The organism is Flavobacteriaceae bacterium (genome assembly GCA_014075215.1).
GTDB lineage: Bacteria > Bacteroidota > Bacteroidia > Flavobacteriales > Flavobacteriaceae > Polaribacter.
Window position 1 is genome coordinate 3,843,088 of sequence record CP046177.1, and the last position, 16,645, is coordinate 3,859,732.

Below are 16,645 nucleotides of genomic sequence, written 5' to 3' on the forward strand. Positions count from 1 at the left end.
CAGATGAGAAATATAATTATTATTTTATTGTCTATTCTTTTTCTCAGTTGTGGCAATAAATCTCAACAAAAGCAAAGCAAAGAGCAAAAACCTCTAACACGAATAGATACGGTAAGATTTGAAAACACATACTATTTAGGTACCGGTTTTGTAAAAGATGATTTTATTACTTTCTATACAAAGGATGGTTTCAAAAGATTTGAAGGTGCATTGAAAGAAGGAAAATTGAATGGTATTGTTTATTATTTCGGTAAACAAGGTAATATTGAAGGCTCACTCAACTATGAATTTGGTCATCAAAAAGGAATAGGAGTAACCTATGATATAGAATCTGGCTTTGCAAAAACTATCTTAAAGATAGATGAAGATGGAGGAACTAAAAATGGCTTAGTAATGAAGTTTAATAAAAATGGCACTTTGAATTATTTAAAAGATCATAGTAGTGATGAACTTTATATTCAAACAGTGAAATTTTATGAAAATGGAGTTATCAAACAAATAAACTCTCGTAAGCGAGATAGTATCTATAGTCCTAAATTAGACGGTTGGTCTTTCCTTTTTGATGAAAAAGGTAGAATTAGCGAAAAGATATTGTATTCTAATGGAGAGATTGTTGAAGAATATAAAATTAATAGTACTTCAAATTAGTTATTAAGGTTAAGAATTAACAAAAAGTAAATAGTAAAAAAGTAGGCCATAGTTAGTAAAATAGCTGTGGCTTACTTGTAATAAAAGCCCATATTGTTATGAAAGAAAAAATATCCTTAAAGAAATTACGTAAGCTTAGTCTTAAATATCCTACCCGGTATATTGTTTTTGGCGGTTGTGTGATCTACAATGGTTGTCTGTATAAAGATCAGCAGGCACTGGTCAACTACTTTTTTAAGTGTAATACAAATTTCCGGGATATAGAGAATATAAAGGAGTTGGAGGTTTAGGGTGGTTTTCTGTTTTTATTGTGCAAGTTTTTGTACGGTAGTCTTAAAAATAAAACCGTCTAGGAACTCAACCAGAAGTTGCTTTTTATCTTCCGGCATTTTCTCTATCTTCTTAAATTGAGATAACAATTTTTCATCAGTGATATTTACGTTGGCTTTATCTTCTAAAGTTCCATTGATTAGATAATCCGGGGAAACCTCCAAAGCCTGTGCAATACGGTTTAATACTTCTGCCGAAGGTTTGGCACCTGCTCTTTCATAACGGCCAATATTGCTATAATGAGTATCCGTTATCTCTGCTAATTTTTGTTGTGATACCCCTTTTTTGATCCTTTCTTCTTTCAATCTTCTTCCAAGACTCATTAAATGCATTTTTAGTTTATTAACAATCCAAAAGTAGCTAAAACGAACTATTTTATAAATTTTTTAAATACTAATGTGAATAAAAAGTTTTAAAAAGAGTATTGTGTATTAAAGCCAAAATGGTATGTTTGTGCAGATATGAATAAAACAAAAACTTATGAACAAACTAAATACTACCAACTCCAACAACTACCAATATAAAACCAAACATTTAGACATCCGGATTTTAGGAGGCCTAAAAGTTGGAAAGTTGGAAAGCCTCAGAGTAACCCTAAGCATCCAAAAAATAGAGTCCACCCATATTTTAAGGCACAGTATCGATCTGTATAATGACAACCAGGTAGAAAAATTTGTAAGAAGAATAGCAGAAAGATTAGAGATTGGGACTTCTGTAGTGAGGCCAACTCTGCAGGAGCTTACCCGGGAGTTAGAGAATTACCGTTTTATTTTATTGGAGCGTGAAAAACAACAACAGGCCGGCCCGGAAATAAAACCCCTAACAGCTAAAGCTACCCGGGAAGCTACCGCCTTTTTGAAAAAGCAGCACCTGTTAAGCTTAACAAACCGGTACATCGGAAGGTCAGGTGTGATAGGAGAAGAAACCAATCGCCTTCTGATGTACTTGTTATTTACTTCCCGGAAAACCAATAATCCGCTACATTGTATCTCTCTGGGAAGTTCAGGCGTTGGAAAAACCCACTTGCAATCAAAAGTAGCAGAACTCATCCCAGAGGAAGACAAGGTAGAAATTACCGTATTATCAGCAAATGCCTTTTATTATTTTAACAGAACGGAATTACAACACAAACTGATACTCATTGAAGATTTAGACGGAGCAGAATCGGTACTCTATCCACTTAGAGAATTACAAAGTAAAAAAAGAATCACCAAAACGGTGGTTCATAAAGATAGCAAAGGGACTACCAAAACCATTCACCTGACCGTAGAAGGCCCGGTATCGGTAGCAGGCTGTACTACCAGAGAATCTGTTTATGAAGATAATAGTAACCGGAGCTTCTTACTCTATATCGATGAATCCGAAATACAGGATAAAAAGATCATGGATTATCAGCGTGCTATCTCTGCCGGAAAGGTCAATGAAGAAGGACAGCTACAGGCTGCGGCACTACTTAGAAATACACAACGTGTGCTCAAACCCATAAAGGTTATCAACCCCTTTGCAGAATACCTGGAGCTACCCCAATCCGTATTCAAACCCCGCAGAACCAACTCCCACTATTTACAATTAATAGAGGCTATTACATTCTATCATCAATACCAAAGAGAGGAAAAAGTAAACGAGGCCACAGGAGAAATCCATATAGAAACAACAACAGAAGACATACAAGAAGCTAACCATTTAATAACAGAAGTATTGCTTAGAAAAAGTGATCTGCTAAGTGGAGCTTGTAGAGATTTTTTTGAAAGACTCAAAAGTCATCTAAAGAAAACCAAACAAAAGAACTTTAGCAATGCAGAAGTAAGAAGTTGGTTACGGCTTGCCAAATCCACTGTTCGTCGTCGTTTTTTGGAACTCCTCGATGCTGATGTGATGCAAAGAGTAGCTACCAAAGAAAAGAAAATCTACCGCTATGAGCTGACCGTTACAGATGACTACGCTACCCTGAAAGCCACCATAGCAAAGGCCTTGCAGGATTGTATAGATAAAATCAATCGAGCCAGCGGTTCATAACGAACCACTTCTATTTGAACCGGTTAATAAACAGATAGTCAATACTTTATGACTACCAAACCATAAATGCTAAAAAAACACATACCGAAGTAAAAAAAAATAGTCATGCAGAAATTAAAATTACACAATCAGAGTTATAAAACCTTGGTAAAATCATATAAAGAGTGGCTGGATATTTTAAGTTTTAGCAGCAGTATGTGTGAGAACTACACCAGGTATCTGCAAGAATTTTTACATTATTTAGAGACTAAGGGCATAAAAAAAATACATCACAATAGTGTAGAGACCGTAAAAGATTACTACAGGTATTTACAACAAAGGCCAAACCAGGTTAGACAAGGCGCATTAATGAAAGCCACTTTAAACCAACATCAACAAGCACTTAGAAAGTTCAATGAATATCTGAAAAAACACCATACAAGCCCTATTCCAATTCATTTAAAAGCAGAAACCACAAAAGACGACAGAGCTATCCAAATTCTTACAAAACAGCAAATAAAGACTTTATTCAAGGCAACTGATCATAGCAGTGAAATGGTAAGAATCCGCCTAAGAGATAAAGCCATGTTAGTGTGTTTGTATAGTTTAGGCCTTAGAGCCAATGAAGCCTCACAGCTCGATAGAAAAGATATTTTATTTGATAAGCAATTAGCCTATGTAAGAAAAGGGAAGAATTATAAAGAGCGTTTTGTACCTCTCAACACTTATAACTTAAACATCTTAGAGGAATATTTATATGATGGGCGCTTAGCGTTTTACAAAGCAAATCAAACAGAAGCTTTTTTTATTGGCTCCCAAGGTAAAAGACTGGGAGTACAAAGCCTTAGAGCAAGAATACGGGTACTGGTAGCACTGACAAATGATGAAGGATTAAACCATAAGAAAATTACCCCGCATACCCTTAGACATTCTATTGCCACACATCTTTTGAAACAAGGCGCACCTATGGAAAGTATACAGCAGTTTTTAGGACACGCTTCATTGGAAACCACACAACTCTATACACACCTTGCAAAGCAAGAACAATAATTTGTCATTCCCATACACGCACCTGGCAATGACAAGAGATCATTAATTATTACCATGAATACATTGGACCATTACAGAGAATACCTGAAACAAGAAAACTATGCCAAATCCTCTGTCAAATCGTATCTGTTTTTAGCTGATAAATTTATAGCATGGCTTACCATAGAAAATATAAAAGGTATAGCATTAGATTATAAAACAGCATTAAAATACGTAGCATACTTACAGAAGTTCTATAATAAACCCGCAACAGTTAATCATATACTAAATTCAACAAACTGTTATTGTAATTATCTTGTGCATATGGCAAGTTTGGAGAGGAACCCATTTACAGGGCTTAGAATACAAGGAGAGAAGAGAAAAACAGTATTACACGATTTACTTTCCTTAGATGAATTAGAAGATATCTATTATTCTTATGACACAGAACAAGACAAGCACCCGGTAAGAATACTGGCAAATAAAAGAAATAAAGTAATTATAGGTTTATTGGTCTATCAGGGGCTTACTACTTCGGATTTAAAACGCTTGGAATTAGAACATTTAGAGCTTTCTCAGGGAAAGATTCATATACCCGGAGGAAATATAGGCAATCATAGAACATTAGAACTAAAACCCTGGCAAGTGATAGGGTTTTTAGAATATGTAACGCAAGTACGGCCTGAATTACTACCTAAAGATCACCCGGAGAACCCTTACGTTTTTATAGCTTCCGGAGGCAGAATAACAGATACGGTAGCCCATATTATAAAGAAACTAAAAAAGATAAATCATAAAGTTACCAACATACATCAAATACGTTCAAGTGTTATTGTGCATTGGTTAGAGAAATACAATTTAAGGAAAGTACAAATATTAGCAGGACATAAAAGGATTAGCACTACAGAAAGATATCAGCAAGAAGATTTAAATCAATTGCAGGAAATTATTAATACATACCATCCATTAAGTTAAATTCACTGTAAAAGCTTCAAAGTTGCGGGTTTAAAAATTGAATCCAAAATCTGAAACTGAAACCCGGAGCTTCTCTATCATCAATTTTTTTGATAGTGCTATAAGAAAAATGGATAGTATAAGGCTTCTAGTGGGTGATTTAGCATTGCATCTTAAATTTTAAACCTGGAACTTTAAACCAACTATACGAGCGGTTATAAGGTGTTCGCTACGCCCCTCTGTGCAGCACTTTTGTTTGTCCAAAAAGGGTCCCTCCGGGCGTTCCTTTTGGTCAAAAAAAAGCTGCTGCCTCCCGGCTTCTGCTCCGCTCACCCGCAGCTCCTCTGTATTTTTGTGAACGGCTCCTATGGGTCGCCTACAAAAATCCACCGCTGCTTATCTGGCGCAGCCGCTGGTGCCAAAGCCTACTGCGCATTTTTTTTAAACGGATTTATTAATTTTTAGAAAAAGGAGAAAAAAAAATGCTTGTGGCGCGTCCACGCTGCTCACTTAATCGTTCACAGCTCCTGTGTCCACGTCGGCTTTGGCGCTGCGCTTTTGCTGCGCTGGTTTTGCGTACAACGCAGAACACTCAATCGGCGTTGGCCTCTACAAACAGTAAGGGTAAATCAAAAAAAGGGAAATATAGTAAACGTTTTTAGATGAAAAGCTAACGCACTATCGTTTGTTTTTAAAAGCAGTACGGAAATCATTTTAGATATCACAGACGGAAGAATTTACAACAAACGATGTAGTTGTGAAGCTGAACGCGCTATCGCTTGTCGATTTTAAAAAGCTGACGATTTATCTCCTGGCTTCGGCCCCACTATAAATCCTCATCTTTTTAAAATGAAGTTCCCCCTAATACTTAATACTCACATCTCCATACTTACTACTCCACTACCAATGACCAATTACTAATTACTAATTCACCAATGAACCAACAGATACCCGGAATTTTTTTTTATATTTGGGTAAGTTATGAGAGTAAGCATGCTGAGATACCGTAATTTTTTTCTTTGTAGAAAGACATCGCAAAAAAAAGCGACCGGTGTTCATTTTTTTTGCATAAGGTATCCTTATGATGCGTTAAATAGAATTACAGGGGCAGCCAGCACAGGGAACTCATTTACAGGAAGGTACGACCTATCAAATGTAACCTATGACAAGAATGGAAATATTTTAGCGCTGACCAGAGGTGGGCACTTAGATACGAATGCTACTTCTTTCGGTGTGATGGATGATTTGAGATATTTTTATGATGCCGGAAATAAGCTAACTTCGGTAGATGACAAGGCACAAAACACCCAAGGTTTTAAGGACGGCAATACTTCCGGTGATGATTATTCGTATGATGTAAATGGGAATATGATATCGGATAAAAATAAGGGGATTACAAATATTACTTACAATCATCTGAATCTTCCAAAAACGGTCAGTATCAATGCAAATGATTATATCACTTATGTATATGATGCAGCAGGAGTAAAGCAAGCAAAATATGTTATCAGAAATGGCGGCATTGGGCCGGGAAATATAACTGCTACCAAATATGCAGGAAATTACATCTATGAGAACAACGTTTTACAGTTTTTTAGCACCTCCGAGGGATATGTAAAGTATAACCAATCTTCACAAAAATTCGAGTATGTCTATCAGATGAAAGATCATTTAGGCAATGTACGACTATCATACACAGATACCGATGCATCGGGGGATATATCTCAAGACGAGATTATCCAAGAGAATCATTACATGCCATTTGGACTCAAAATGCGCGGATTTAATAATGTGGTAAATTCCAATGGAAATAGTGTTGCAGAAAAAAGAATGTTTGGAGGAAAAGAATACAATGAAGAACTGGGTTTAAACTGGTATGATATTACGGCTCGTAATTACGACCCTGCTTTGGGACGTTGGATGAATGTTGATCCTCAATCTGAAAAGTTTTATGATCAATCTCCGTTCAATTATGCATTGAATAATCCTGTATTTTTTATTGACCCCGACGGTGAAGCACCATTTTGGTTTGGTGATCCTGTCAAGAACCCAAAGATACGATCAACCAAAGGAAGTGGTAGAAAAGGCGGAATGTTTGGGATGACAAGAAAAAATATTAAAGGTCAAAAAAAATTCCATAATGGGGTAGATATTTTAGCTCCCGTAGGAACTCCAATACAGAGTATAAAAGGAGGTACGGTTTATAGTAAAGGAACTCATAAAAAACTAGGAAATTTTGTAATTATTAAAACCGTTCTTAATAATGGCTCAACATTGTTTACAGCATATGCTCATTTAGATAAACCAACATCATTAAAGTCAGGGGCTAAAGTTAAAGAAGGTTCTATAGTTGGAAAAGCTGGAAAAACAGGAAATGCTAAAGATGTATCTAAAAGTGAAGAGCATGTACATATCTATACAAAAGTAAGTACAAATGGAAAATATAAAACAGCAAAATTTGTTAATCCATTACAGTTTTTTAGCACTAAATTTGATAGTAATGGAAATCCAATTATCCCTAAACCGACACCTCTGCCAGAGATTAGCCCAGGGACAGTTCAACCTGTATCTCCAGGGAATCAACTTTGCGCAGGTTGTGAAAGAAAAAAGAGAGAGGAACAAATAAGGAGATACAATAATGACCCTGCGAGGTTATTTGATAATGATTACATAAGACCGAATAAAAATGAAAATTAAATTATTTTTTTTAGCTGTCATTGCATTTTTTTCAATCAGCATTGATGAAGCAATACATCAGAATGAGCTAGATTATATAAGTATTAAATCTGTTAAGGTTAATAATCAAATAAGTATTAATTCAACTAAAAAAGAACTTGTAAAAAGTTTTGGAAAACCAGATTCGATTGAGAAATTTTTTAATGAATTGATTGATGAAAAACCAACATACCGTTATAAATATGGAAATTCTTATTTTGATATTTATGATTCAAAAGTTTCCACTTTTATGGTTGCTGACTCAAAGTTTTCAATTATGGGCTTTAGCCCTGGTATGAATTTAAAAAAGTTAGTAGAGAAGTTTCCAAAATCTTATGCTTCAAAGTATGTTTATGATGAAAAGCTTCCTTCCAGATATAACATAAGAGTTGGGCTCAAATCTAATAAGAGTATAATAGATTCTGATTTGTTTTTTAAAGTAGATAATAAAAAAGTTTTATCAATAGAATATTGGGAAGATTATTAATACCCCACTGGCTACCGCTAGTTTGTAACTAGTGGCGTTTGTGAGTAAAACAACCCCTGCTCGTCCTAGTATGTCACGCAACCGCTACCGCTAGCATTTGCTAGTGGCGTTTGTGAGTAAAACAACGAAAAAAACTATTTTAAGAAATTAAGATATTTTTTTCGTTGTTTTTAGCAAATTACAGTTTACAAAAACGCTTGCAATACCTGTTCTAAAGCGGTTATTTTATTTTGGTTTTAAAACCTGCTCCGTTCACACCCCAAAATTTACCGAAAACAAAAAAGTTATTAACATTCCTTTTTTTCTTATCTACCCCTTTATACGCCTATCTTTCTTCCGTTTTTTCTTTGTTTTTGTTTTCCGCCCCATTCCGCCCTCATTTCAGGGGTTTTTGTGGGGGCGAAAAACACAGAAAAACGAAACCAAAAACAGCTCAAAACCAAAGCAAAAAAGAGAAGAAAAAGTACAAAAAAGAACAGAAACAAAACCCTAAATCTGAGAGCCGAAAAACGGCTAAAAAAGAGCAAAAAACAGGCTTAAAATTGCTTTTAAAAATCAAATACTAAATTGACAAAAAAGTGAACAAATAAGAACCGCCTAAAACTTGTATTGAGTTTGCCAAAATATCAAAAATAGTTTGTTTAAAAACTAAAAAAATGGGTTGAAAACCCAAAAAAAAAGCCCCACCGCCTTTGGCGGAAAAAAAGCCCAAAAAAATACTCCGATTTTCGGAGCATAAAAATCAATTTTGCTAATAAATTGACAAAAATCAGCTTATAAAATGGGTTGCAGAACCACAACCAACCAACACCGACAAAATGGCGTAATTGTTAATAACTCAAAGTCAAAAAACAGTCAATATTTAGAGAGAAATGAGAAGTAAAACGCCTAAAACCAAAAAATAATTCAGCCTTAAAATAAGAACAAAAATTTAGGTCATAAAATCTTAAATTAGGCGCAAGATTTGTCAAAATAATTGCGGAAAATCGCAAAAAAAACCTGTGTCGGCTCACTAAAAAAGTTCAAAAATTGCCCTGCAAAGCAGTGTAAAAGAAGAAGAAAAAACAAAAAAAATGTTTGTGGTTGATTACCACAAAAAGCCCCACCGCAAAGCGGTAAAAAAAGCCCAAAAAAACAGTTTGTCTTTGGCGTGATGAAGCCGAATAATCGGCTCAAAAAAATAACAAATAAATGACTGTTTCAGTCAAAAAAAAGCCCTTTTGCCTTACGGCAATAAAAAAATGAAATTTAAGATAAAAAACGTTTTAAAAGACCAAAAACGAAACGAAAAAAAGCCCAAGAAAAACCACCACCAAAAAAACCTAAAAACCCAAACGAAAAACACAAAAAAGCCCCACAAAAACCCCTGAAATGAGGACGGAATGGGGCGGAAAACAAAAACAAAGAAAAAACGGAAGAAAGATAGGCGTATAAAGGGGTAGAGAAGAAAAAAAGGAATGTTAATAACTTTTTTGTTTTCGGTAAATTTTGGGGTGTGAACGGAGCAGGTTTTAAAACCAAAATAAAATAACCGCTTTAGAACAGGTATTGCAAGCGTTTTTGTAAACTGTAATTTGCTAAAAACAACGAAAAAAATATCTTAATTTCTTAAACTCCTTTTTTTCGTTGTTTTACTCACAAACGCCACTAGCAAATGCTAGCGGTAGCGGTTGCGTGACATACTAGGACGAGCCTTTAGATTAGCAAATAGAAATAATTACTTAAAATAAAAACATAATAGTTATGATGAAATTTCTTTTTTTGCTTCTTTTTTTCTTTGTTAATAACTCTTATTTTGTTGATAACCAAAAACACAAAAGAACGGAGTGAACTTTAGCGGCCAGCTAGCTTTTTAGAGCCATCCCCCGTATTAGTCTCCGTTCTTTTTAAAAGTTACTTAGAACCATATAGAATTTCAGTTTCTGCCCTTATTAAAGGTCTTAGTTTAAGTAACTATTATTAATATCTAATTACAAAATTATGAAAACAAATGAAATTATCGGAATCGATGTCAGTAAATTATTAATTGATGTTTGTATCTATTCTAAACAAATTGTTCAACAGTTTGAGAACAGTAAATCTGGATTTAAATTAATGCTAAAGTGGAGTTTTAAAAATTCGTCTTTCTCTAAAGAAGAAACCATGTTTGTATTTGAACATACAGGAATGTACTCTCATTTATTATCTGTGTCTTTAACTGAACAAAAATTATCTTTTTTCATAGCTTCTGGTTTAGAAATTAAAAGATCTATTGGTATTGCTCGTGGAAAGGATGACCAAATTGATGCCAAACGCATTGCTCTATATGGGTATCGATTAAAAGAAGAACTTAAACCCAGTAAGCTACCTAAAAGAAGTATATTACAACTAAAAAGTCTCTTATCTTTAAGGACAAAACTTAACAAACAAAGAGCTGGTTTTAAAGTTACTTTGAAAGAACAAAAAAGAATTTATAAAGCAAAAGAGTATAAAATAATCTTTGACGTTCAACAAAAAATGATTGCAGAACTAACCAAACAAATACACAAGATTAATACTCAAATGCAAGCTATTATTGACCAAAATATAATGTTAAAAGAAACCTATAAACTTGTTACTAGTGTTAAAGGTATAGGAATGCAAACTGCTATAATGATGATTGTGTTTACTGACAATTTTTCAAAATTTGAAAACTGGAGAAAGTTTGCCTCTTATTGTGGTGTTGCTCCTTTTCCTTACCAATCTGGAACTAGTATTAAAGGACGTACAAAAGTCTCTCATTTGGCTAATAAAAAATTGAAAGCAATTATTAATATGTGCGCTATTTCTGCTATACAACATAACCCAGAAATGAAATTATACTATCATAAAAGAATAAAACAAGGCAAAAGTAAAATGAGTACCGTTAACATTATTAGAAACAAATTAATAGCAAGAGTGTTTGCCGTTGTCAAACGACAAACACCCTATGTAGATACTTTTAAATTTGCTGCATAAATTAGTAAAAATAATATCTCAACTTTTACTTGTTTTTATCATAGAATACAGGGGAGATACCATTTTCGAGATAAATCAAACGATTTGACTTAATAAGCCATTTTGTTTTGATTAAATCATATAGAGCATTTCTATATTTATTAGGTGTTAAAACTATTTTCATATTTGTATTAACATACTTATTGATTTTTTTATTATAAGTTTCCAAAGTAGGGGTAACTATTTTTATATTATCAATAAACTGTGGTTTCGTTTTTATTTCTCCTGAAAACTGAACAATATATTTTTCTTTATTATTAATGAATAAAGAATCTCCTACCAAAAAATCATTTTCATTATCAATTAAAGTTAAATTGATTGTGTCCGTTACTCTCTCTTCATACAATACATCAATTTTACCATCAATTTTTTCAGGTGGTATATCAAAAGATAAGTTCAATGTGTCTTTTTTTAGGCTCCAAGCACCCTTAAATGACTGCTTTCCATAAAACTCTACTTCTAGATTGTAGTTAACGACATTGTTAGGAAGTAAAATAATTTCTTCGCTATTTGGGCTTTTATACGGAGAATCATCTTTAATGTATTTTCCTAACACATTATCAATTTGTATATCTTCTTGAGCCTGTATTTGTTTTTTAACACTACAACAAGAGATGAGTAATGATAAAAAGGTTAGACTAAAAATTTTAATTTTTACCATCATATGTTTTTCCATTAATTCTAAAGGCTTGTTTATTTTTAGAGGCTAGATTATTTAATGCTTTATTTTTCTGTTTTTGAGTACCTTTTAGTTTAAGGTATATTTGTATTCTAGCATGTTGACTTACACTTTGTGGTGTTCTAGGATGATTAGCATAAGGAGAATTAGCATCATTGTTTAACTCATCATACGTGTCATAGGACGTTCCTGGCTCAATAGCATTTTGTCTTTTATAAGCATTCCATTCATCAGCTAAATCGACACCGATTAACTTGCTTTTAGAAATACCTGTACCATCTGATAAACTCGTTATTCCTTGGTCAAATTGATAGGCATGCTTGATTTCATGTCCCAATAACCCAAACCCGTTGCCTAATGGCGCTTTTATATTAACGACTCCAGAATTAAAATCATATGTAGTATGTCCACTAGAAGCAAAAGCACCGGCATCTTCAATGTTATACCCTTGGCTTGATCCCATTAATGTTGACACTTCATCAATAGACCCTTGTAATTCTGAATTAGCTCCTTGGAGACCACCTATTAAACCATTCAAATTCGAAACTGCGTTTTCAGAAAGATTTCCATCTTTAATTAACCCTTGTAATTGTTCAATGCTTTTATTATTCTTATCTATTTGTTGTCTCGAATTACGTTGGAAAGTCATAGCTGTAAAAAGAGACCTATAATTTACAAAGTAATTACCATCAACATCGTAATTTGAGATAGGGTTATTATCTGCATAATGATAAGGAGAGTTTGATAAATATTTTTCAGACATTCCATCTATTCCAAACCATCTTCCTAAATCTGCTTGATAATTTCTAGCACCATAATCCAAAGTATTTAATCCAAGTTCTTCATTTTCTTCCTTTCCATTGTACCCATAAGGATGATGCGTTCCATTTATCACGTTATTATACCCTTTATGTAACAAGCCAAAGAGGAAATAACTACGTGCTTTTAAATCACTTTTCTTTGAGGTCAGTGCTTTTTTATTCCAAACTAATTTTAGTTCAGTACTTTGATGATATTTCAGTTTTAGACAGCTCAAATTTTTTAAAAACTTTTTGTAAAAAGAATTGTTTCAAAACTACAAAAAAAATATCGTAAGAGAAAAAAAAGGAAAAAGACAAAAAAACCGCTTTAAAAAGACCAAAAATAAACTAAAAAAACATCTGAAAAAAGCCCCACCGCAAAGCGGTAAAAAAGCAAAAGAAAGGCACAAAAAAACACGCCGTTAGGTGTGAATAATTTAGGAACAAAAAAAGGAAAAAAAGCCCACCGCAAAGCGGTAAAAAACCTGTATTGAGCTTGTCGAAATAAGCCCAATCGCCTTTGGCGGAAAAACCACAAAAAAAACACGCCGTTAGGCGTGTTAAAAGCAATATATAAGTGAAGTAGCTAATGATTAAATTCTTCGTTTAAACGGTAGGTTTTCATTCCCCAGTGGTCTGTTCCTATGCAAATCACAGCTTTGTGTTGTATCAGCCGATGCAGTACCTTATTGATTAGTTTTTTGCTATGTACGGTATCATAAGCAACCTGCTCGGAAGTAAAACAATCTTGGTCGTAAAAATCCAACAAATCGCCGTAGAGTTCCCAAATGATTTGTTTGTTCTCAAAATCGTTAAAAGTATCTTGGTCTAGTGTTTTCATTTTACATCGGTTTTTACTATTTGATAGCGATAACAAGCCCCTATTTTGCGACAACGTTTTATCTTGTTTTCTTCTTTAAATTGGTTTAAAAACTGATTTACGGTACTACGGTCTATAGCTGTTTTCGCAAAAAGTTCTTTGGTTTCAAAAGGTTCGGTAGGAAAATATTTAAGTATCAAACTCCATATTTGCTCTTTTTGATTGATGCGTTGTTGTTTGGGCTGTTTATGTTGTAATTTAAAAAGTTTAAAAGTGGTTAAAAAATCTTCATCATCAGTTTGTAAAACATCGCTCATCAGTTCAGGTCTGTTGGTGCTTCGTATCATAGCAAAGGTTTTTACCCAATCTAAAAACAACAAAGCGTGTTTTTTGTGATAGGTGCTAAAAATAGCGTTTACGTAGTCCGTATTGTGAAAAACTACTTTTGTCTGTTGCAGTTCATCAAACAAAAGCGGAACGGTTTGTAAAAAATCATTTTCTACTACTTTGCGTAATTTAAAAATTGATTTTTCAGTAATTTTTGTAAAATCAAAATTGGCTACACGTGTGCGTGTGTGCGTGCGAGGGTTTTGGTTTGGTTGTCGTCCTACTGTCAATCCCTTTGTTTTAGGGAATTTAAGGGTTGGAATAGGGGTTTTGACTAACTGTTCTACTGAATTTAAAAAAGGAACTGCGTTTTGTGAGGTTTTTGCATTAAAATTTTCCATAAAAAAGGGGTTAAAAAGATTAAAATAAAACGCTAAATAAGGCAAAATAAAAAGGCAAAAAAGCAAGAGATATACACAAAGGGCAAAAGAAGAAAAGCCCCATTCCGCCCTCATTTCAGGGGTTTTTGTGGGGCTTTTTTGTGTTTTTCGTTTGGGTTTTTAGGTTTTTTTGGTGGTGGTTTTTCTTGGGCTTTTTTTCGTTTCGTTTTTGGTCTTTTAAAACGTTTTTTATCTTAAATTTCATTTTTTTATTGCCGTAAGGCAAAAGGGCTTTTTTTTGACTGAAACAGTCATTTATTTGTTATTTTTTTGAGCCGATTATTCGGCTTCATCACGCCAAAGACAAACTGTTTTTTTGGGCTTTTTTTACCGCTTTGCGGTGGGGCTTTTTGTGGTAATCAACCACAAACATTTTTTTTGTTTTTTCTTCTTCTTTTACACTGCTTTGCAGGGCAATTTTTGAACTTTTTTAGTGAGCCGACACAGGTTTTTTTTGCGATTTTCCGCAATTATTTTGACAAATCTTGCGCCTAATTTAAGATTTTATGACCTAAATTTTTGTTCTTATTTTAAGGCTGAATTATTTTTTGGTTTTAGGCGTTTTACTTCTCATTTCTCTCTAAATATTGACTGTTTTTTGACTTTGAGTTATTAACAATTACGCCATTTTGTCGGTGTTGGTTGGTTGTGGTTCTGCAACCCATTTTATAAGCTGATTTTTGTCAATTTATTAGCAAAATTGATTTTTATGCTCCGAAAATCGGAGTATTTTTTTGGGCTTTTTTTCCGCCAAAGGCGGTGGGGCTTTTTTTATTACTGCCGTAGGTAGTAAAGGATTTTTTATTTTTCTTTTTTTGCTCTGCTCCGCAGTGCAATTTTTGGGGCTTTTTTTTTGGGTTTTCAACCCATTTTTTTAGTTTTTAAACAAACTATTTTTGATATTTTGGCAAACTCAATACAAGTTTTAGGCGGTTCTTATTTGTTCACTTTTTTGTCAATTTAGTATTTGATTTTTAAAAGCAATTTTAAGCCTGTTTTTTGCTCTTTTTTAGCCGTTTTTCGGCTCTCAGATTTAGGGTTTTGTTTCTGTTCTTTTTTGTACTTTTTCTTCTCTTTTTTGCTTTGGTTTTGAGCTGTTTTTGGTTTCGTTTTTCTGTGTTTTTCGCCCCCACAAAAACCCCTGAAATGAGGACGGAATGGGGCTTTTCTTCTTTTGCCCTTTGTGTATATCTCTTGCTTTTTTGCCTTTTTATTTTGCCTTATTTAGCGTTTTATTTTAATCTTTTTAACCCCTTTTTTATGGAAAATTTTAATGCAAAAACCTCACAAAACGCAGTTCCTTTTTTAAATTCAGTAGGACAGTTAGTCAAAACCCCTATTCCAACCCTTAAATTCCCTAAAACAAAGGGATTGACAGTAGGACGACAACCAAACCAAAACCCTCGCACGCACACACGCACACGTGTAGCCAATTTTGATTTTACAAAAATTACTGAAAAATCAATTTTTAAATTACGCAAAGTAGTAGAAAATGATTTTTTACAAACCGTTCCGCTTTTGTTTGATGAACTGCAACAGACAAAAGTAGTTTTTCACAATACGGACTACGTAAACGCTATTTTTAGCACCTATCACAAAAAACACGCTTTGTTGTTTTTAGATTGGGTAAAAACCTTTGCTATGATACGAAGCACCAACAGACCTGAACTGATGAGCGATGTTTTACAAACTGATGATGAAGATTTTTTAACCACTTTTAAACTTTTTAAATTACAACATAAACAGCCCAAACAACAACGCATCAATCAAAAAGAGCAAATATGGAGTTTGATACTTAAATATTTTCCTACCGAACCTTTTGAAACCAAAGAACTTTTTGCGAAAACAGCTATAGACCGTAGTACCGTAAATCAGTTTTTAAACCAATTTAAAGAAGAAAACAAGATAAAACGTTGTCGCAAAATAGGGGCTTGTTATCGCTATCAAATAGTAAAAACCGATGTAAAATGAAAACACTAGACCAAGATACTTTTAACGATTTTGAGAACAAACAAATCATTTGGGAACTCTACGGCGATTTGTTGGATTTTTACGACCAAGATTGTTTTACTTCCGAGCAGGTTGCTTATGATACCGTACATAGCAAAAAACTAATCAATAAGGTACTGCATCGGCTGATACAACACAAAGCTGTGATTTGCATAGGAACAGACCACTGGGGAATGAAAACCTACCGTTTAAACGAAGAATTTAATCATTAGCTACTTCACTTATATATTGCTTTTAACACGCCTAACGGCGTGTTTTTTTTGTGGTTTTTCCGCCAAAGGCGATTGGGCTTATTTCGACAAGCTCAATACAGGTTTTTTACCGCTTTGCGGTGGGCTTTTTTCAGATGTTTTTTTAGTTTATTTTTGGTCTTTTTAAAGCGGTTTTTTTGTCTTT

17 protein-coding genes are annotated in these 16,645 nt (G+C 33.9%); 12 read left to right on the forward strand and 5 right to left on the reverse strand.

All coding sequences use genetic code 11. From position 1 onward, the window contains the following. The first annotated feature begins 3 nt into the window (after window positions 1-3). Window positions 4-648: a hypothetical protein gene (locus GKR88_19055; GenBank protein QMU66164.1), complete on the forward strand. Its 645-nt coding sequence runs from the start codon at window positions 4-6 to the stop codon at window positions 646-648. A 98-nt stretch (window positions 649-746) separates the two neighbouring features. After that, window positions 747-938, forward strand: a complete 192-nt coding sequence (locus GKR88_19060) for a hypothetical protein (protein QMU66165.1) — start codon at window positions 747-749, stop codon at window positions 936-938. A 15-nt stretch (window positions 939-953) separates the two neighbouring features. Here the strand turns inward: GKR88_19060 and GKR88_19065 are convergent, their stop codons facing one another. Next, the gene (locus GKR88_19065; protein ID QMU66166.1) at window positions 954-1,310 is read right to left on the reverse strand and encodes a helix-turn-helix domain-containing protein; all 357 of its coding nucleotides are present in this window, start codon (window positions 1,308-1,310) and stop codon (window positions 954-956) included. 148 nt (window positions 1,311-1,458) lie between these two features. Between GKR88_19065 and GKR88_19070 the strand changes: the two genes are divergently transcribed. The 8 genes from GKR88_19070 to GKR88_19105 all read left to right on the forward strand — a co-directional run bounded on the left by GKR88_19070 (window position 1,459) and on the right by GKR88_19105 (window position 11,134). After that, the gene (locus tag GKR88_19070; protein ID QMU66167.1) at window positions 1,459-2,994 is read left to right on the forward strand and encodes a hypothetical protein; all 1,536 of its coding nucleotides are present in this window, start codon (window positions 1,459-1,461) and stop codon (window positions 2,992-2,994) included. 105 nt (window positions 2,995-3,099) lie between these two features. Next, a complete protein-coding gene (locus tag GKR88_19075; GenBank protein QMU66168.1) occupies window positions 3,100-4,023 on the forward strand; it encodes a tyrosine-type recombinase/integrase in 924 nt (307 codons plus the stop codon). A 54-nt stretch (window positions 4,024-4,077) separates the two neighbouring features. Then, complete coding sequence (locus GKR88_19080) at window positions 4,078-4,977, forward strand: tyrosine-type recombinase/integrase (GenBank protein ID QMU66169.1); 900 nt, start codon at window positions 4,078-4,080, stop codon at window positions 4,975-4,977. A gap of 461 nt (window positions 4,978-5,438) precedes the next feature. Continuing rightward, a complete protein-coding gene (locus GKR88_19085; GenBank protein ID QMU66170.1) occupies window positions 5,439-5,618 on the forward strand; it encodes a hypothetical protein in 180 nt (59 codons plus the stop codon). Between the two features lie 319 nt (window positions 5,619-5,937). Continuing rightward, window positions 5,938-7,653, forward strand: coding sequence for a peptidoglycan DD-metalloendopeptidase family protein (locus tag GKR88_19090; protein ID QMU66171.1), 1,716 nt, complete (start codon window positions 5,938-5,940; stop codon window positions 7,651-7,653). Next, window positions 7,643-8,158: a hypothetical protein gene (locus tag GKR88_19095; GenBank protein ID QMU66172.1), complete on the forward strand. Its 516-nt coding sequence runs from the start codon at window positions 7,643-7,645 to the stop codon at window positions 8,156-8,158. Before GKR88_19090 ends, GKR88_19095 begins: the two co-directional genes overlap by 11 nt. Before the next feature lie 230 nt (window positions 8,159-8,388). Next, a complete protein-coding gene (locus GKR88_19100; protein QMU66173.1) occupies window positions 8,389-8,724 on the forward strand; it encodes a hypothetical protein in 336 nt (111 codons plus the stop codon). A gap of 1,414 nt (window positions 8,725-10,138) precedes the next feature. Then, entirely contained in the window at window positions 10,139-11,134 is a 996-nt protein-coding gene (locus GKR88_19105) for a transposase (GenBank protein ID QMU66174.1), read from the forward strand. A 25-nt stretch (window positions 11,135-11,159) separates the two neighbouring features. Here GKR88_19105 and GKR88_19110 read toward each other — a convergent pair whose 3' ends face one another. The 4 genes from GKR88_19110 to GKR88_19125 all read right to left on the reverse strand — a co-directional run bounded on the left by GKR88_19110 (window position 11,160) and on the right by GKR88_19125 (window position 14,200). Beyond that, entirely contained in the window at window positions 11,160-11,849 is a 690-nt protein-coding gene (locus tag GKR88_19110) for a hypothetical protein (GenBank protein ID QMU66175.1), read from the reverse strand. Continuing rightward, complete coding sequence (locus GKR88_19115; protein ID QMU66176.1) at window positions 11,821-12,888, reverse strand: hypothetical protein; 1,068 nt, start codon at window positions 12,886-12,888, stop codon at window positions 11,821-11,823. Before GKR88_19115 ends, GKR88_19110 begins: the two co-directional genes overlap by 29 nt. A 350-nt stretch (window positions 12,889-13,238) precedes the next feature. Continuing rightward, window positions 13,239-13,493, reverse strand: coding sequence for a hypothetical protein (locus GKR88_19120; GenBank protein ID QMU66177.1), 255 nt, complete (start codon window positions 13,491-13,493; stop codon window positions 13,239-13,241). Further along, window positions 13,490-14,200, reverse strand: coding sequence for a hypothetical protein (locus GKR88_19125; protein QMU66178.1), 711 nt, complete (start codon window positions 14,198-14,200; stop codon window positions 13,490-13,492). Before GKR88_19125 ends, GKR88_19120 begins: the two co-directional genes overlap by 4 nt. Window positions 14,201-15,499: 1,299 nt before the next feature. Between GKR88_19125 and GKR88_19130 the strand changes: the two genes are divergently transcribed. Both GKR88_19130 and GKR88_19135 read left to right on the forward strand, forming a co-directional pair. Next, window positions 15,500-16,210, forward strand: a complete 711-nt coding sequence (locus tag GKR88_19130) for a hypothetical protein (protein QMU66179.1) — start codon at window positions 15,500-15,502, stop codon at window positions 16,208-16,210. Further along, window positions 16,207-16,461, forward strand: coding sequence for a hypothetical protein (locus GKR88_19135; protein QMU66180.1), 255 nt, complete (start codon window positions 16,207-16,209; stop codon window positions 16,459-16,461). Before GKR88_19130 ends, GKR88_19135 begins: the two co-directional genes overlap by 4 nt. The last annotated feature ends 184 nt before the right edge of the window (window positions 16,462-16,645 follow it).